Annotated in this window: 17 protein-coding genes; 15 read left to right on the top strand and 2 right to left on the bottom strand. The window is 31.8% G+C overall.

All coding sequences use genetic code 11. The features are described 5' to 3' along the window. Positions 1-102: 102 nt before the first annotated feature. The 5 genes from BM238_RS10465 to BM238_RS10445 all read left to right on the top strand — a co-directional run bounded on the left by BM238_RS10465 (position 103) and on the right by BM238_RS10445 (position 3,703). A complete protein-coding gene (locus BM238_RS10465) occupies positions 103-489 on the top strand; it encodes a DUF3127 domain-containing protein (protein WP_090080586.1) in 387 nt (128 codons plus the stop codon). A gap of 65 nt (positions 490-554) precedes the next feature. After that, positions 555-1,205, top strand: coding sequence for a leucyl/phenylalanyl-tRNA--protein transferase (aat, locus tag BM238_RS10460; protein ID WP_090081546.1), 651 nt, complete (start codon positions 555-557; stop codon positions 1,203-1,205). Further along, positions 1,195-2,094, top strand: coding sequence for a DMT family transporter (locus BM238_RS10455; RefSeq protein WP_090080584.1), 900 nt, complete (start codon positions 1,195-1,197; stop codon positions 2,092-2,094). Before aat ends, BM238_RS10455 begins: the two co-directional genes overlap by 11 nt. A gap of 84 nt (positions 2,095-2,178) precedes the next feature. Further along, complete coding sequence (locus BM238_RS10450; protein ID WP_090080582.1) at positions 2,179-2,832, top strand: CBS domain-containing protein; 654 nt, start codon at positions 2,179-2,181, stop codon at positions 2,830-2,832. Between the two features lie 4 nt (positions 2,833-2,836). Further along, positions 2,837-3,703 (top strand): NAD kinase, encoded by an 867-nt coding sequence (locus BM238_RS10445; RefSeq protein ID WP_090080580.1) that lies wholly within the window; start codon positions 2,837-2,839, stop codon positions 3,701-3,703. A 15-nt stretch (positions 3,704-3,718) separates the two neighbouring features. On the opposite strand, the gene BM238_RS10440 is transcribed toward BM238_RS10445, so the two are convergent. Then, entirely contained in the window at positions 3,719-5,173 is a 1,455-nt protein-coding gene (locus BM238_RS10440) for a glucosamine inositolphosphorylceramide transferase family protein (RefSeq protein ID WP_090080578.1), read from the bottom strand. Positions 5,174-5,430: 257 nt separating this feature from the next. On the opposite strand from BM238_RS10440, the gene fbaA reads away from it, so the two are divergent. The 5 genes from fbaA to BM238_RS10415 all read left to right on the top strand — a co-directional run bounded on the left by fbaA (position 5,431) and on the right by BM238_RS10415 (position 11,210). Beyond that, entirely contained in the window at positions 5,431-6,498 is a 1,068-nt protein-coding gene (fbaA, locus tag BM238_RS10435; RefSeq protein ID WP_090080576.1) for a class II fructose-bisphosphate aldolase, read from the top strand. Positions 6,499-6,576: 78 nt separating this feature from the next. After that, positions 6,577-7,428 carry an acetyl-CoA carboxylase, carboxyltransferase subunit beta gene (accD, locus tag BM238_RS10430; protein ID WP_090080573.1) on the top strand — a complete coding sequence of 284 codons (852 nt, stop codon included), beginning with the start codon at positions 6,577-6,579 and terminating at the stop codon, positions 7,426-7,428. A gap of 57 nt (positions 7,429-7,485) precedes the next feature. Continuing rightward, the gene (locus tag BM238_RS10425) at positions 7,486-7,995 is read left to right on the top strand and encodes a DUF6973 domain-containing protein (RefSeq protein WP_090080571.1); all 510 of its coding nucleotides are present in this window, start codon (positions 7,486-7,488) and stop codon (positions 7,993-7,995) included. 49 nt (positions 7,996-8,044) lie between these two features. Beyond that, positions 8,045-9,760, top strand: a complete 1,716-nt coding sequence (locus tag BM238_RS10420) for a M14 family metallopeptidase (protein ID WP_090080568.1) — start codon at positions 8,045-8,047, stop codon at positions 9,758-9,760. Positions 9,761-9,806: 46 nt separating this feature from the next. Continuing rightward, positions 9,807-11,210, top strand: a complete 1,404-nt coding sequence (locus BM238_RS10415; RefSeq protein ID WP_090080566.1) for a nucleoside recognition domain-containing protein — start codon at positions 9,807-9,809, stop codon at positions 11,208-11,210. A 37-nt stretch (positions 11,211-11,247) separates the two neighbouring features. Here BM238_RS10415 and BM238_RS10410 read toward each other — a convergent pair whose 3' ends face one another. Then, positions 11,248-11,703 (bottom strand): SMI1/KNR4 family protein, encoded by a 456-nt coding sequence (locus tag BM238_RS10410; protein ID WP_090080564.1) that lies wholly within the window; start codon positions 11,701-11,703, stop codon positions 11,248-11,250. A gap of 202 nt (positions 11,704-11,905) precedes the next feature. Here BM238_RS10410 and BM238_RS10405 point away from each other — a divergent pair, with 202 nt between their 5' ends. The 5 genes from BM238_RS10405 (at position 11,906) to BM238_RS10385 (ending at position 17,176) form a co-directional block, all read left to right on the top strand. Next, on the top strand, positions 11,906-12,292 hold the full coding sequence (locus tag BM238_RS10405) for a hypothetical protein (protein WP_090080562.1): 387 nt from the start codon (positions 11,906-11,908) through the stop codon (positions 12,290-12,292). A gap of 4 nt (positions 12,293-12,296) precedes the next feature. After that, positions 12,297-14,087, top strand: a complete 1,791-nt coding sequence (locus BM238_RS10400) for a MutS-related protein (RefSeq protein ID WP_090080559.1) — start codon at positions 12,297-12,299, stop codon at positions 14,085-14,087. 70 nt (positions 14,088-14,157) lie between these two features. Then, positions 14,158-15,495: a TolC family protein gene (locus tag BM238_RS10395; protein WP_090080556.1), complete on the top strand. Its 1,338-nt coding sequence runs from the start codon at positions 14,158-14,160 to the stop codon at positions 15,493-15,495. Beyond that, positions 15,496-16,092, top strand: a complete 597-nt coding sequence (locus BM238_RS10390; protein ID WP_090080554.1) for a SprT-like domain-containing protein — start codon at positions 15,496-15,498, stop codon at positions 16,090-16,092. A 1-nt stretch (position 16,093) separates the two neighbouring features. Continuing rightward, positions 16,094-17,176: a mannose-1-phosphate guanylyltransferase gene (locus tag BM238_RS10385; RefSeq protein ID WP_090080552.1), complete on the top strand. Its 1,083-nt coding sequence runs from the start codon at positions 16,094-16,096 to the stop codon at positions 17,174-17,176. Positions 17,177-17,193: the final 17 nt, after the last annotated feature.

Raw genomic sequence — 17,193 nt, 5'->3', positions numbered from 1 at the left:
GCACCAAGCTTTTTTAAAGAAAAAATAAAAAAATAATTTCTGCCGGCAATTTTATTTATTTAAAATCATTTTTATTACTTTTACAACATATAATATAAGAAAATGGAATTACAAGGAAGTGTAAAAAAACTAGGTGAGGTACAGACGTTTGCGAGCGGTTTTACGAAAAGAGAACTGGTAATTGTTACTGAAGAGCAATATCCACAGCCGATAAATATCGAATTTTTGAAAGATAAAGGCGATTTATTAAATTCGTTTAACGAAGGTGACAGAGTAAAAGTCTCAATCAATATTGGTGGTAGAGAATGGACTTCACCACAAGGAGAAGTTAAATATTTCAATTCTATAACCGGTTGGAGAGTGGAAAAATTAGATGGTAATGTTGCTTCTGCAGAGCCAACTTCTGCGCCACAAAACACTTCATCAACACCTTCTGCATCGAATGCTACGGATGTTTTTGCGGAAGATGAAGATGATCTGCCTTTCTAAAAATTTTTAAATAATTGATTTTTAAATCCTGTGCTTTCGGTGCAGGATTTAATTTTTACAGCCTTATGTTTCTACTAAATTCCAAAGAAATTTCTTTTCCTAATCCAGAATTTTATGATTCTGAAGATGGGTTATTTGCCATTGGTGGCGATCTTTCGCCAGAAAGATTACAGCATGCCTATGAAATCGGACTTTTCCCCTGGTTTAATGAAGGTGAAGAAATTCTTTGGTGGTGTCCGGATCCGAGATTTGTTTTATTTCCAGATAAGTTGAAAATTTCAAAATCAATGCGCAGAGTTTTAAATAAAGAAGATTTTCAATTTACAGAAAATAAATGCTTCCGGGAAGTTTTAACCAAATGTCAGAAAATTGAAAGAACTGGACAAGACGGAACCTGGCTTTCAGATGAATTGATAGATTCTTTAGAAAAATTAAATCAGCAAAATATCGCACAAAGTATTGAAGTCTGGCAAGATGAAAAACTGGTTGGTGGTTTTTATGGATTACAAATCGGCAAAGTTTTTTGTGGCGAAAGTATGTTTTCTGAAGTTTCAAATGCTTCAAAAGCGGGTTTCATAAATTTTGTTTCAAATAATAAAAATAATTTTGATTTGATCGATTGCCAGATCCATTCTGAACATCTCGAAAGTCTGGGCGCAGAAATGATCTCAAAGAAAGCGTATTTAAAAATTTTAAATAAACAAAATGAAGCCTGAGAAAGAAAAATGGATTTTACTGGTTGTGCTTTCTTTAATTTGGGGTTCATCTTTTATTTTAATTAAAAAATCTTTAGAACACTACAATCCTTTCGAAGTCGGTGCTTTGCGGGTTTTAATAGCCGGAATTGTACTTTTACCTTACGCCATTTCCAAATTAAAACTTTTTCCAAAAAAATTATTAAAGTGGCTGATTTTAGCAGCTGTTACGGGAAATTTTATCCCAATGTTTCTTTTTCCAATTGCCGAAACAAAAGTGTCAAGCAGTATTGCAGGTATTATAAATTCTATGATGCCCATTTTTATCATCATAATTGGCGGTTTGATCTGGAAATTTGAAACTACAAAAAGACAATTAATTGGCGTTGCCATAAGTTTCACCGGAACCTGCATTTTGACTTTTGCAACGGGCGAAACCGGCGGTTTTAAATTATGGCCTATTTTACTTCTACTAATCGCGACTTTGTGCTACGCTATAAGTTTAACAACAGTGAAAGCAAAACTTCAGATTATTCCTGCAAAGGTTTTGTCAGCTTTTGTCTTTTCAATTGTTCTGATTTTACCTTCATTTATCGCATTAATTTTCGCAGGATTTTTTAAAGACTTTTCCTTTGATAAAAGCCATTTTGAAGGTTTAGGTTATGTTTCACTTTTGTCGATATTTGGTACAGGTTTGGCAATGATGCTCAATTACCGTTTGATGAATATTTCCACACCATTATTTGCTTCAACAGTTACTTTGCTAATGCCGATCGTTGCAGTAATGTGGGGCATTTTAGACGGTGAAAAACTGACAGGATTTCAATTTTTTGGAGGTCTCATTATAATCAGCGGTTTGATATTTTTACGGGCAAAAAAAATAAAAACTGGACCGGTTAAAAATCAGTAGATTATTTAAATCAGCCATTTTTAAAGTGGAAATATTGTCCAAAACCTTACTTTGTACTGTATAATTATTTCATAAATTAGCATCATGTTTATACACGATTACATTTCTAAAGATTTTCCGGCGTTTGACATTAATGATTCTATTGAAGAAGCTGCAGAAATAGCGAGGGAATTTTCTTATTCTCATGTATTTGTCACTAGAAATAATGTTTTTTTAGGCGCAGTAAGTCAGGCTTTTTTAGATGAAAGTCCGGAAGGCAGTTTACAAACCTTAGAAATTCATTTTGAAAGATTTGGCGTTTTGGAAGATGGGCATATTTTAGATACCATAAAACTTTTTCATATTTTTAATTCTAATCTCGTTCCGGTGATAGACAGAGAAGAGCGTTATTTAGGCTACATTTCATGTGAAGATGTCTTTAGTGAATTTTCAAAATATCCATTATTTTCAGAAAACGGCGCGGTAATTATTGTTCAAAAAAATGCAAGAGATTATTCTTTCACCGAAATTTCAAAAATCGTTGAAGAAAATAATGCTAAAATTTTTGGCAGTTTTATCAACGAAATTAACGGCGATGACGTTCAGATCACTTTGAAAATCAGAAGTGAAAACCTGAGCTCAATAGACGAAACCTTTGAAAGATACGGTTACGAAGTCATTATAAAACATTATGATGATGAAAAAGAAGAATTATTAAAAAATCGATTTGGCTTTTTTCAAAAATATTTAGAAATTTAAAAAGATGAAGGCAGCCATTTATTCCCAAAAAAGAGACCTTGATACTTTTCTTTACTTAAGTAAATTTATATCAGAACTTACAAAGAAAAACGTCGCTGTCACACTTCACGACGTAATGGTGGAAAATCTCAATTTTTCGCGTGATTTTCAGACTTATTCAAATAAAAAAAATCTCAGCGACCAAGATGTTGACCTTTTTTTCAGTTTTGGTGGAGACGGAACGATCTTAAATGCTTTAATTTTCATTGAAGATCTTGAGATTCCAATTGTTGGCGTAAATACTGGCAGACTTGGTTTTCTTTCAAGCTTTACAAAAGAAGAAGTTTTCAACGAACTGGATTCTATTTTAGCACAAAAATATGTCATCAGCAGAAGATCTGTCATCGAAATTGTCGCGCCAAACTCCGGTATATTTTTCCCTTACGCCATTAATGATATCAGTATTTCGCGGAAAGAAACTACGGCGATGATCACTGTAGAATCTTATTTAAATGATGAATTTCTTAATGTTTTTTGGGGCGATGGTCTAATAATTTCTACACCAACCGGCTCTACGGCGTACAATTTGAGTTGCGGCGGACCAATAATTTCGCCCGAAAATAATGTTTTTGTGATCACGCCAATTGCCCCGCATAATTTAAATGTAAGACCTTTGGTTGTGAATGATAATGTGGAAATTAAGCTAAAAATTGAAAGCCGCGTTCCTCAATACACGCTTTCCATGGATTCCAGATTATGCCATATGAGTACAAATATTGAGATTATTTTGCGAAAAGCACGATTTCAGATTGCTTTGGTACAGCCAAACAATATCAGTTTTTATGAAACAATTCGTCAAAAATTACTTTGGGGAAATGATAAAAGAAACTAAAATTTGATCTAAAAATCACTCTTCTTTCAGAAAATCATAAACTTCAATTCCTTCCACTGAATTAAAAGTGTGAAGTCCAACGAAAGGTTTCGGTGGAAAAATTTCTTCTGATATAGTTTCAGAGTAATTTGTTGTTGTTAATTCTAAAATTTCATTCATCACGAGATTCGCGCCGTAAGTTTCCGAGCAGTTTTGCGACGGACGAAACATTTTACCGTTTTTAACAAAAATTTGCCCTGCGTTTCTTGCTTTTCCAGAGTCTGTTATTATCGGGTTTTGTGCGTGAAATTTCCACTCGCCATTTAATAAATCATCAGAATAATAAAGGTAAAGATTATCATTATTATCAAATTCGTGATCGTTTATTTTATTGGCAAATAGCCAGTACAAATTGTTATGAAAGATCCAAACCGCATCAAGCAATTTAATATTTTCCATTAAATTTCTCTCAAACGTCCATTCAAAAGGAAAACTGGTTGCTTTATAAAGTGTGAGATTATCTTTCTCTGAATTTTCAGGCAACATATAATAATTCCCATTTTTATAGAAAACATTTGGAAAAGAAAAATGGCTTTGATCACTTAAAACCGTTCTTTTTTCAACAATTTCAAAATTCTGATCTAATTTTAAACAAGCGATTTCTCCAATCTTATTTAAATTTAATTCTTCAATAAAAAGATAAAGTTCATCATTTTCTTTAACTAAAAACGGATCTGCCCAAAAAGTTCCCTGCGGTTGTTTCAACATGATTGTCTTTCCGCCGTTTTGCTTAAAACCAATTTTCCAGTTGTATTCTTTTTTGCTGATTTTCCTCTGTAAAATTGAGGAAATAAGGTTAAAATAATAAGTTCCAATTTTAAACTTCGAAATTTTTACAGATTTACCTCTAAAGATTTCGGTAAAATCATTTTCATTTTTTAAAAACTTCGCTAAAGAAAGATTTAAAAGCCAATATTTCTTCTCGAGTGAATTTAAAAGACCTTTTTCCGGTATAAAAGACATATTAGAAATATTCTTCCACACATTTTTACCAGATCTTTTTATTTTAAAATCAACCGTTAATTTCTTATTTTTATTTAAAATCGAAGGTTTAATCTCATTTGAATCATGATTAAAAATGATCAAACCTTTTTGTGACAATTTGGTATAATCTGAATAATCTGAATTCAATTCATTTTCAAAAATCACCCATTCTGAAACCGAAAGATCAACAGTTTTATCGATAATTTTTAAACCAGGAAAATTGAGTTGGGAAAGATTTTTTAAAGAAAAAGGATCATCTTTAAAAGATTTAAAATGAACATCAACCCTTTTAAAAATTTTAAAATAATCTATATTGCTATCTTTTAAATTACTATCAATAAAAATTTCAAAAATTTCGTTTGGAAACTGCTCGCAAATATTTATTATCGACTGAAATAAATAGTTTTCAATCTTATTACTTTTTACGACCCAAATAATTTTATTCATTCTGAAGAATAGAAAATTTTCAATTTTTTTGTTAAAAACAAACGCTCATTAAGATAAAGCGAATATAAATTATAAACAGCAATAATAAATTATTATTTGGAACATACTATTTAAAATTATGTCCAGATTTACATTAATTTAATTTTATAATTCAGTTCCAAATTTTTATCCTTTAAAAATGAATCTCAATTACAGTAAGTTTAAATAAATCATTAACTTTACCACACTTTTTAAACAAAAATTTTAAAAACCTAAATATGAGCAGAAAGTTTCCGGCCGGAGTTGCCACAGGTGAATTAGTTTCAGACATTTTTCAATACGCAAAAGAAAATAAATTTGCTTTACCCGCGTGTAACGTCATCGGATCCAGTAATATAAATGCGGCAATGGAAACCGCAGCAAAATTAAACGCACCTTTGATCATTCAATTTTCAAACGGCGGATCTGTTTTTAATGCCGGAAAAGGTTTAAATAATGATAATCAAAAGGCCGCAGTTTTGGGCGCAGTTGCTGGCGCAAAACACATTCATACTTTAGCGGAAGCTTATGGCGCAACCGTTATTTTACATACAGATCATTGTGCAAAAAAATTATTGCCATGGATTGATGGTTTGATGGATGCGAATGAAACTTATTTCAAACAATACGGAAAATCGCTTTATTCTTCTCACATGCTGGATCTTTCTGAAGAATCTTTGGAAGAAAACATGGATATTTCAGTGAAATATTTCGAGAAAATGGCTAAAATCGGGATGACTTTAGAAATAGAATTGGGAATTACCGGCGGTGAAGAAGACGGCGTAGATAATTCTGACGTTGATTCTTCTAAACTTTACACCCAGCCTGATGAAGTTTCTTATTGCTACGAAAGACTAAAACAGGTTTCACCAAACTTTACAATTGCCGCGGCTTTTGGAAATGTTCACGGCGTTTACAAACCAGGAAATGTAAAATTAACACCTAAAATTTTAGATAATTCTCAGAAATACGTTCAGGAAAAATTTGGAACAGAACATAATCCAATCAATTTTGTTTTCCACGGCGGTTCTGGTTCTACACAAGAAGAAATTAAAGAAGCAATTGGATATGGTGTTATTAAAATGAACATTGATACGGATCTTCAATTTGGTTATACTGAAGGAATAAGAGATTATATGATTGGAAAACAGGATTATTTAAAAACGCAGATCGGAAATCCGGATGGTGCAGATGTTCCTAATAAAAAATATTACGATCCAAGAGTTTGGGTAAGAAAAGGCGAAGAAACCTTCATCACAAGATTAACTGAAGCATTTCAGGATTTAAATAATATAGACACACTTTAAGAAATTATAAATTATGGATTGTAAATTTTAAATTATTTAAAATCTAAAATTCAAAATCTAAAATCTAAAATTTAAAAGATGGCATTCGACTGGTTCAAGAGAAAGACGAAAAATATCACCACTTCTACGGAAGATAAAAAGGACGTTCCGAAAGGTTTGTGGCATAAAACACCAACCGGCAAAACGATTGAATACGAGGAACTTAAAAGAAATAATTATGTTTCCCCGGAAGATGATTTTCATGTGAGAATTGGAAGCCGTGAATATTTTGATATGCTTTTCGACGGCGCAAAATTCAAAGAATTAAATGCTGATGTTGAAAGTATTGATATGTTGAAATTTGTAGACACAAAATCTTACACAGACCGTTTAAAGGAAGTAAAAGCCAAAACAAAACTGACAGATTCAATAAGAAATGCAGTTGGTGAAGTAAATGGCGTTAAAATGGTAATTTCCTGTATGGATTTTTCATTTATCGGCGGATCTTTAGGTTCTGTTATGGGTGAAAAAATTCGAAGAGCAGTTGATTACTGTATTGACAAGAAATTGCCTTACATGATCATTTCTCAATCCGGTGGCGCAAGAATGCAGGAAGCGACATATTCATTAATGCAGCTCGCAAAAGTTCAGTCAAAACTAGCGCAGTTATCAGAAGAAGGTATACTTTATATCGCTTATTTGTGTGATCCAACATTTGGTGGAATTACCGCTTCTTTCGCGATGACAGCCGATATTATAATGGCTGAACCAGGCGCTTTGATCGGATTTGCTGGTCCACGTGTAATTCGTGAAACAATTGGTAAAGACTTGCCCGAAGGCTTTCAAACCTCGGAATTTTTACAGGAAAAAGGCTTTGTAGATTTTATTGTTAAGCGAACAGAAATTAAAGAAAAAGTGTCGCAAACTGTGAGACTTTTAACGAACGCATAAAGCAAATTTATTACTTAACTTATTGACAATCTCTCTTTTACCGGAGAGATTTCTTTTATGAAAATTTTTAAAATAATATATAATTCATTACGCTCACTCACTTTTGAAAAACTGTGGAAACTCATTCTTTTGTTTTTAAAACATCCTTTGTTTACTTTAATTTCTTTTTATGCAACTATTAAAACTTTTAATATTGCAAAGAAAGAATATCCAAAAACAAACTCGAACGACGGTGATGGCAATGCTTTTCGCCACGCGCTTTGGTGTTGCTTAATTATGATGTATTGCTGCAAAATTTCTTCGCCAGAAAAGTCATTAAATTTCACAAAAAAAATGACCGATCTTCACGAAGAACTCTTTCCAAATAAGCCTTTGCAAAAGAAAATGGATCTTCATAACAATAAATTTGGGATGGATTTTTTCATGGTGATGCTGCCGGGAATTCACCGTCAGTTTTTTGAAACTTCTTTTTTTATTGGAAAATTAAAAGAGAAGACAAAAGATGCTAAAGTTTTAAAAGATGTAAATGATAATTTTGAGGGAAGTTTGGTTTATTTAGAAAATTAAATTATCACCAATAAATTATCCTAAAATTTATTAAAAAAAATATAATTCCATGAAATTAAAATACTTATTTCTATTTCTTTCAATCGGTTTGTTTTTTCAAAACCAATACCTTACACTGTTTGAAAAAGGCAACGGCAATCAATCTGCGACTTATCAGGAAACGGTCAATTATTATGATAATTTAGCCCAGAATTTTGATAAAATTAAAGTTTTGCAATTTGGTTTAACTGATTCTAATGAACCTTTAAGATTGGTCATTTTTAATCCAGATAAAAACTTCAATCCAACAGATTTTAAAAACAAAGCAGTAATATTAATTAATAATGGCATTCATCCGGGCGAACCAGACGGAATTGACGCCACAATGATGATGATGCGCGATTACGCCACAGGAAAACTGAAAGCGCCAAAAAATACAATTATTGCAGCCATAGAAGTTTACAATATTGGCGGAATGTTGAACCGTGGCAGTTTTTCCAGAGCCAATCAAAATGGGCCAGAAGAATATGGTTTCCGTGGGAATGCAAGAAATTTAGATTTAAATAGAGATTTTATTAAAACTGATTCTAAAAATTCTGCGAGTTTTCAAGAGATATTTCACATCTTAAATCCTGACGTTCTTATTGATAATCATGTAAGCGATGGTGCTGATTATCAATATACTTTAACCTATATTTTGACTAATAAAGAACGTTTGGGAAATATTCTTGGAAATTTTTACCACGGCGAAATGACTGATTGGATCGTAAAAGATTTAAGAAAGAAAAATATTGACCCAATTCCTTATGTTGAAGTTGAAGGCGAATCGCCGCTAAAAGGTTTCACGCAGTTTATGGATTCACCGAGATATTCCACAGGTTACACATCTTTGTTTAATACGATCGGAACAATTCCCGAAACACACATGCTGAAACCCTACAAGGATCGCGTGAAAGTAACTTATGAAAACATGTTAAGTTACATCAATTATACTGATCACAACTATTTAAAAATCAAAGAACTAAGGCAAAAAAACTTAGAACAATATTTGCCAGAAAAATCTTATTCAATTCAGTTTGCAATAGATTCTACAAAATTTAAAACAATTGATTTTAAAGGTTTTGAAGATGGTATGAGGCCAAGCGCAATTTCTGGATTCCCAAGATTATTCTACGATCGCACAAAACCTTACACGAAAAAAATTAAATATTACGATACGTACAAATCGACGAAAGAAATTATAATTCCAAGTTATTACATTGTTCCGCAATCTGAATGGCAGGTTTTAAATAATTTAAAAAGAAATAATATTCAATTTTCAGTTTTAAAAAGTGACAGTTTAATTACCGTTCAATCTTATAAAATTAAAGATTTTAAAACAGTTTCGAAACCTTACGAAGGTCATTATTTGCATTCTAATACTGATGTTTCAACAACCAACGAAAAAGTTCAATTTAAAAAAGGAGATTATTTAATTCCTTTAAAACAAAATGGCGTGAAATATTTGCTCGAAACATTGGAACCAGCAGCAGTAGATTCTTTCTTCAATTGGAATTATTTTGATTCATTTTTAGGTCAAAAAGAATACTTTTCGGCTTATGTTTTTGAAGATACCGCAGAAAAACTTTTAAAGGAAAACCCAACTTTAAAGCAAAATTTCGAAAAGAAAAAAACCGAAGATTCCGCCTTTGCAAAAAACGGAAGCGCACAATTGGATTGGATTTACCGCAATTCAAAATATTTTGAAAAATCATTGAATCAATATCCGATTTATAGAATTCCCTAATTTATTTACTTAAAAAAATAACTTATTTTTACCTAAATTTTATTGAATGGTTTTAAGCAGAATTTGGTCAGCATTTATCATTATTGCAATTTCGATTGCGGGAATAAAATATATTTCATCCAATAATTACGGCACTATTTTCAACGATATGGTCGTAGGAAAAGGTGGCGATACCATTCAAATTGCCACTAAAAAATCTACCCAACTTTCGCCAATAATTTTAAATAATTTAAACAAAAATCCAAATTTTGCAGACGGCAGAATTCAGTATAAATTAAATAAAGATAAAACCGAAGCAACAGTTTACAGAATTCAGGAAACCGACGGTGTGATTGGAACGAGCCAAACTGCCGTCAATATTTGTATCGGTTTAATCGGAATAATGACCTTGTTTATGGGTTTCATGGCAATTGCAGAAAGAGCCGGCGGAATCAGCCTTTTAAGCCGAATGATTCAGCCATTTTTCTCAAAATTATTTCCTGAAATACCTAAAAACCATCCTGCTTTTGGACACATGCTTTTAAACTTTTCCGCTAATTTATTAGGTTTAGATAATGCTGCGACGCCTTTTGGTTTAAAAGCCATGGAAAGTTTGCAAACTTTAAATCCCGACAAAGAACGCGCGAGCAATTCGCAAATTATGTTTCTCTGTTTGCACGCAGGCGGAATGACTTTAATTCCGGTTTCAATTATCGCAATCCGTGCTTCAATGCATTCCGTGACGCCAACTGATATTTTTCTACCATGCATGATGGCGACTTTTGCGGCGACTTTAGCAGCAATGATTGTTGTTTCAATTCATCAAAAAATCAATTTATTTCAGCCTGTCGTGATTGCTTATGTCGGTGGGATTTCTGCAATAATTGCACTATTGGTCGTTTATTTGGTAAGATTAAACAAAGAAGATTTAGATAATTTCAGCAAAGTTTTAAGCAGCGGAATTATTTTGCTCATTTTTATCGCAATAGTTTTGGGCGCACTTTACAAAAAAATTAATGTCTTTGATGCTTTTATCGACGGCGCAAAAGAAGGTTTTTGGGTTTCGGTAAAAATCATTCCTTATTTGGTGGGAATGTTGATCGCTATTTCTTTGTTAAGAACTTCAGGCGTTTTTGACGTAATAATTGACGGCATGAAATATTTAGCAAATTTGGCAAATCTTGACACACGTTTTGTTGACGGACTTCCAACTGCTTTAATAAAACCACTTTCCGGTTCTGGCGCGCGCGGAATGATGGTCGATACAATGACGACTTTCGGCCCAGACAGTTTTCAAGGAAAATTATCCGCCATTTTACAGGGAAGTTCAGATACTACATTTTACGTAATTGCCGTTTATTTTGGCGCAGTTGGAATTAAAAACACAAGATATGCAGTTACTGCAATGCTTTTGGCAGATTTGGTTGGCGTGATTACTTCTGTGATTTTGGCATATTTGTTTTTTGCTTAAAAAATTGAAATGGATATTTTTGGATTTCTTTAAAAGACTAATTTTTTTTTCTATTCCAAAAATTATTAATTTCATTTTCACCAAAAAGTCCACCATTTAAATATGATTTAACGAATTCTAAAATTGAATTACTATGTTTTGTTAATTCTTTACTATTGTGGTCGTTATTTAAAATTTCATATTTTTTAAAATTTTCTAAATTTAATAGCCAAACATCACTTCTTATTATGTATTCTGCAAAATGAAAAATGCATTCTGAAAATTCTTCCTTACATTCAATCAATTCTTTTAAAGGTAATATTCTAAATAAATAATCATCGGTTTCAAAACCATCACAATATTGGTAAAAATCAATGAGATCGGAAGGAAACTTACAGTTTGACTTTAGTTCAAGCGCATTAATTTCCGCTAAATTTAAAGGATTGTTAAATTTAATTCCTAAGTTTTTAACTTTATGAATTTCTTTTTTAAAGAGTTCCTCGTAGGCATTCATTTCAATACAATACTATTTCTAAAAATATTTAGATTTTAAATATACGGTTTTTTACTCTGGTAAGTGAAACGCCTCTGCGACCTTAAAATGAATTCAATAATGTTAAAAAAACTTCGCGACCTCTGTGTTTAAAATTTTAAATAATAGAATCCAATATTAAATCTCAAAATTTTACATTTGCAATTACATTTAAATTACATTTATGATTCAAGATAAAGACTTTACACTTCGTTTGGTGCGCCAACTTTCCGCTTCTTTGGAAAAATTACTTTTGGGAAAACCGGAGGAAAGTTTAATGGAAAAAGACCTTGATTTTGACGTTGCACTTCGCGATATTTTCAAAATGGATTTCAAAACTTATGCAGAAATCTCTACAGATGAAATGAAACAAATGGTTTTAGATCTTGAAGATCGCAATCACGTTGATTATTTTCTATTGATTGGAAATCTATTTTATTTCCATTGGAAAACCGACAAAAATGAAAATTTCCAGCAAAAAGCAATTACGGGTTATGAAAATTATTTGCAGAAAAGCGGCGTTTTTGCTTTGCCAATAATTACCAGAATCGGTGAATTAAAGAAAGTATAATTTAATGGAAGATTTAAATTTATTGCTTTCTGAGAAGAAAATTGAATTACAAAAAATAAAGAAAAAACAAAGTATTTTAGGTTGGTTTAGAGTTGCAATTTTCCTTGCGTTAACTTACTTTTTACTTCAATATTACATTTTTGAAAGTGCTTTAAAAATCCATTTATATCTTGGGATTTTCTTCGTTGTTTTATTTTTCATTTTGGGTTTTTTCTTGGTTAATGTTAAGCAGCAGTTATTATTCATCAAAAATTATCTGCATGTCGGAAATCAAATAATTACAAAAACTGAATTCGAAACAGGTTTAAATTTCGAAGAAAACGTTGATGATCATTCCTTTGCAAAAGATCTGGACGTCTTAGGGAAAAACTCTCTTTTTAGTTATCTCAATTATTGCGAAACGGTTTTAGGCAAAAATAAATTGAGAAGTTTTCTTCTAAACTTAAGTTTAGAAAAAGAAAAAATCATTCAAAAACAGAAATCCATTCAGGAACTTTCCAAAAAAATAAAATGGAATATTCATTTTTTGACTTTAGCAAAATCACTTGAAATTAATGGAAGAATAGATCATCCGGAAACCATTCAACAGGAATTTGAAAAAGAACCACTTGCAGATGTTGCGGTAATTCTTGTTCCGATTCTTACTATTGGCGTTTTGATTTCGTTAATATTTATCACTATTTCCGGACTTTATTTAAGTCTGATCTTTGCTGGAATTTTAGTAATTTCAAGATTTACTTTAAATCATTATGGCAAAAAAATCGACAATATTTCTTCCACATTAGAATTTAATTCTTCGCAATATGAACAGTTTCTATCTATTTTTTCACATATTGAAAATGAAAATTTTGAGCAGAAATTAAACGTTCAACTTCAAAGTAAATTTATTTCTGGTAAAAGTAAATCTTCCCGAAAAGAAATTGAAAAACTCGGAAGACTTTTAAGAAATTACGAAAGCGCGCACAGCAATATTGGTTTAATTTTAAATAACTTTTTCTTGTGGAAACTCAATTTCGCCATGAAAATTGAGAAGCAAATTAAAAATATCGAGCAGTATTTACCGCAATGGTTTGATGCTTTTTCAGAATTTGAAGCCTTAATTTCTTTGGGAATTTTTAGATATAAAAATCCACGTTATATTTTTCCAGAAGTTGAAATTTCCGGTGAAAAATTGAAAGCAGAAAAATTAGTTCATCCGCTTTTATTTAATGAAAATGTAGTTTCTAATGATTTTAGAATTAATTCTGAAACTGAAATTTCAATTATTACCGGCGCAAATATGACGGGGAAAAGTACCTTTTTACGAACTGTCGGCATTAATTTGGTTCTAGCAATGAACGGTTGTCCGGTTGCTGCGGAAGAATTTTCATTTATTCCGATGAATTTATTTACTTCGATGCGAACAAGCGATTCTTTAAATGACGGCACTTCTTATTTTAATGCAGAAATTTTAAGATTGAGAAGTTTGGTAGAAAATTTAGAAAAAGGTACGCCACAATTTATCATTTTAGATGAGATTTTAAAGGGAACAAATTCTCAGGATAAATTGACGGGTTCAGAATTATTTTTAGAAAAATTAATGAAATCTTCTACTCTTTTTTCCTGCTTAATTGCCACTCACGATTTAGAATTAACAAAAATTGAAGAGAAATTTCCATTAAAAATTAAAAATTACTGCTTCGAACTTCAAAATGAAAACGGTGAATTGTTAACGGATTACAAACTCAACAATGGCGTTACAAAAAGCATGAACGCTATTTACTTGATGAAGAAGTTTGGGATTATCGACGTTTGAGATAAAATCGAAATTTTATTTTAAATGTAACATTTCGTTAAAAAACTCAACTTATTCTCTAAAACCAACCATGAAAAAAATAATTATATTTTCTTTAATTTGTTCCTCTGCTTTTGCATTTGCGCAAAAACAGTGGACTTTGCAGGAATGTGTAAATTATGCTATGCAAAATAATCTGCAGGTTTTACAACGTGATCTCAACAGTAAAAATGAAAATGTTAATCTAACAATTGCAAAACGCCAATATCTGCCTTCAGTTTCAGGAACTGCAGCAATTGGTTCAAGTTTCGGTCAAGGAAGAGATATTTTTGGGGTTACAAATAGAAATGACAATTTCAATAATAGCGTCAATGTAGGTGCAGATCTTTTGCTTTTTAATCACAGCAGACTTGCAAAACAAATCCGAAAATCCAATTATGATGTTGAAGCAAGTATGTTCGATACCGAAAGCACTAAAAACGATATTTCTCTACAAATTGCGCAGCAATATTTAACTATTCTACTGAACAAGGAAATTGTAAAAATTTCTCAAAGCAGTTTAGAAAATGCTCAAAAAGTTTATGACCGTGCAAAGATCACAACTGATGTGGGAACAACCGCAAAGACAATTTTTGCCGAAGCAGACGCATCTTTGGCGAGAGAAAAGCAGAACGTAAAAACTTCTGAAATCAATGTTAGTAGAAGTTTATTTGCACTTGCACAACTTTTGCAACTGCCGGATTACAAAAATTTTGAGGTAGTCAATGTTTCTGTTGATGATAAATTGGATGCACCTTTATATTCAGCGGAAAGTGTTTTGGAAAAAGCTACTCAAAATCAGCCTGTCGTGAAAGCAGCGGAAAGCAGAATTTTAGCTGCAGCTGCACAAACAGAAATAGTCAGAACTTCATTTTGGCCAACAATTTCGGCTAATGCAGGATTTGGAACGTCTTATTTCAGATTATTGAGTACAAGATCTATAAACGGAAATCAAATTCCGCAAGTGAATTTCTTCAATCAGGGCAAAGATAATTTCGGACAGCAAGTTGGTATTTCAGCAAATATTCCAATTTTTAACAAAGGAATTACGCGTCTTCAGGTAGAACAATCTAAGATAAATGAAGATATTGCCAATAATAACTTACAGATTCAAAAGCAAAGCGTAAAAGAGAACGTTCAAAAAGCACAGTTTGACGCTGAAAGTAATTATGAAATTTATATCTCGTCTATTCAAGCAGAAAAAAGCACCGCTTTGGCTCTTGATTTTGCAGAAAAAAGTTATAATGCCGGAAGAACTACAATTTATGACATCAGCGTAGCAAGAAATAATCTTGCGAATGCGCAAGGTTCTGTTGCACAAGCTAAATACAACTACCTTTTTAGTTTAAAATTGCTAAATTTCTACGCAGGCATTCCTTTAAGCTTATAAATGTCCACCGAAATTCTTCAAAAATATTTGCCGGAAACCGCTTTTGGTTATTTAAAAATCTGGTTTTCTTCTCACCAAATTCATTTGCATATATCACGTGCGAGAAACAGCAAACTGGGAGATTATCAAAGATTAAGGGATGGTTCGCATAAAATCACGATCAACCACAATTTACAGCCAGAATTATTTTTCTTTGTTTTAACGCATGAGCTTGCGCATTTGATAGCTTTTCATAATTTTAAAAATAAAAGAATTTCGCCTCACGGTTTGGAATGGAAACAGACATTTCGTGAGATGCTTCATGAAAGTCTAGCTGTTTATTCTGAAGAATTGAAACCAGAAATTTTTCGTTTTTCCAGAAACCCAAAAGCCAATTTTATGGCAAGTGGTCCAATCGTAAAATTTTTTTATAAAGACGATCTATCTGATAATGAAGTTTTTATAGAGTATCTGTCGAAGGAAGAAATTTTTCTTTATAAAAAACAAAACTATAAAATTTTAGAGAAACTTAAAAAGAATTATCTTTGTGAAAATCTACAAAACGGCAAGAAATATATTTTTAAACCTTTGGCAAAAGTAGAACAACTTAAAAATTAACATGGAGAATAAAAATCAATATTGTGTGATAATGGCTGGTGGAATCGGAAGTCGTTTTTGGCCGATGAGCACACAGAAAAATCCAAAGCAATTTCAGGATATTTTGGGAACAGGAAGAACGATGATTCAGCAAACGTTTGACAGGATCAGTAAACTTATTCCTGCAGAAAATATTTTCGTGATTACTAATAAAGAATATATTGATATTTCTCATCAGCAATTACCTCAGGTTCCTTTAGAAAACATTGTTGGTGAACCTGTAATGAAAAACACAGCTGCGTGTAATCTTTATATGTTAAATAAAATTGAGCAAAAAAATCCTGCTGCCAATATTATTATTTTACCTGCAGATCATCTTATTTTAAAGGAAGATATTTTTCTAAAAAAGGTAGAGAGCGCTTTTGAAATCACCAAAGAAAATGATTATTTGATCACTTTGGGTATTAAGCCAACGCGTCCGGATACTGGCTACGGCTACATCCAGTTTATGGATAAAAAAAATGAAACTTATTTTAAAGTAAAAACATTTACCGAAAAACCCGATCTTGAAATTGCAAAAACCTTTTTAGAATCAGGAGATTTTCTTTGGAACGCCGGTATTTTTATCTGGAATGTGAAAAGTATAAAAAAAGCTTTTGAAGAATTATTACCTGAAATGACACAGCAGTTTTCTGAATGTGAATACAACAGTGATGCTGAGAATGAATGCATTGAAAAAATATATCCTAAAGTAAATAAAATTTCCATTGACAATGGTATTTTAGAGAAAGCAAAAAATGTTTATGTAATTCCCGCCGATCTTGGATGGAGCGATCTTGGAACCTGGACTTCCGTTTATGAAAATGCAGCAAAAGATGATAATCAAAACGCATTTAAATCTAAACATATTCTAACTTACAATTCTACTGGCACAATCATTAAATTGAAAAATAATAATAAAGCTGCAATTATCGACGGTTTGGAAGATTATATCGTGATCGATACCGAAAAGGCACTTTTAATATGTCCAAAAGATAATGACCAACTTATAAAAGATTACGTTTTAGAGTTAAAAAACTTTAAAAAAGGTGAAAAATTTATGTAATTTTTTAAATTCAGATC

The organism is Halpernia frigidisoli (assembly GCF_900113805.1).
GTDB classification, from domain to species: Bacteria; Bacteroidota; Bacteroidia; order Flavobacteriales; family Weeksellaceae; genus Halpernia; species Halpernia frigidisoli.
This window is presented reverse-complemented; position numbering and strand designations above follow the sequence as displayed.

Bases quoted from the DNA above. Each gene is read 5' to 3' on its own strand.
- BM238_RS10420 (WP_090080568.1), top strand. From the start codon at position 8,045: ATGAAATTAAAATACTTATTTCTATTTCTTTCAATCGGTTTGTTTTTT.
- BM238_RS10425 (WP_090080571.1), top strand. From the start codon at position 7,486: ATGAAAATTTTTAAAATAATATATAATTCATTACGCTCACTCACTTTT.
- BM238_RS10410 (WP_090080564.1), bottom strand. From the start codon at position 11,703: ATGAATGCCTACGAGGAACTCTTTAAAAAAGAAATTCATAAAGTTAAA.
- fbaA (WP_090080576.1), top strand. From the start codon at position 5,431: ATGAGCAGAAAGTTTCCGGCCGGAGTTGCCACAGGTGAATTAGTTTCA.
- BM238_RS10385 (WP_090080552.1), top strand. From the start codon at position 16,094: ATGGAGAATAAAAATCAATATTGTGTGATAATGGCTGGTGGAATCGGA.
- BM238_RS10415 (WP_090080566.1), top strand. From the start codon at position 9,807: ATGGTTTTAAGCAGAATTTGGTCAGCATTTATCATTATTGCAATTTCG.
- BM238_RS10390 (WP_090080554.1), top strand. From the start codon at position 15,496: ATGTCCACCGAAATTCTTCAAAAATATTTGCCGGAAACCGCTTTTGGT.
- accD (WP_090080573.1), top strand. From the start codon at position 6,577: ATGGCATTCGACTGGTTCAAGAGAAAGACGAAAAATATCACCACTTCT.
- aat (WP_090081546.1), top strand. From the start codon at position 555: ATGTTTCTACTAAATTCCAAAGAAATTTCTTTTCCTAATCCAGAATTT.
- BM238_RS10395 (WP_090080556.1), top strand. From the start codon at position 14,158: ATGAAAAAAATAATTATATTTTCTTTAATTTGTTCCTCTGCTTTTGCA.
- BM238_RS10400 (WP_090080559.1), top strand. From the start codon at position 12,297: ATGGAAGATTTAAATTTATTGCTTTCTGAGAAGAAAATTGAATTACAA.
- BM238_RS10450 (WP_090080582.1), top strand. From the start codon at position 2,179: ATGTTTATACACGATTACATTTCTAAAGATTTTCCGGCGTTTGACATT.
- BM238_RS10445 (WP_090080580.1), top strand. From the start codon at position 2,837: ATGAAGGCAGCCATTTATTCCCAAAAAAGAGACCTTGATACTTTTCTT.
- BM238_RS10405 (WP_090080562.1), top strand. From the start codon at position 11,906: ATGATTCAAGATAAAGACTTTACACTTCGTTTGGTGCGCCAACTTTCC.
- BM238_RS10465 (WP_090080586.1), top strand. From the start codon at position 103: ATGGAATTACAAGGAAGTGTAAAAAAACTAGGTGAGGTACAGACGTTT.
- BM238_RS10455 (WP_090080584.1), top strand. From the start codon at position 1,195: ATGAAGCCTGAGAAAGAAAAATGGATTTTACTGGTTGTGCTTTCTTTA.
- BM238_RS10440 (WP_090080578.1), bottom strand. From the start codon at position 5,173: ATGAATAAAATTATTTGGGTCGTAAAAAGTAATAAGATTGAAAACTAT.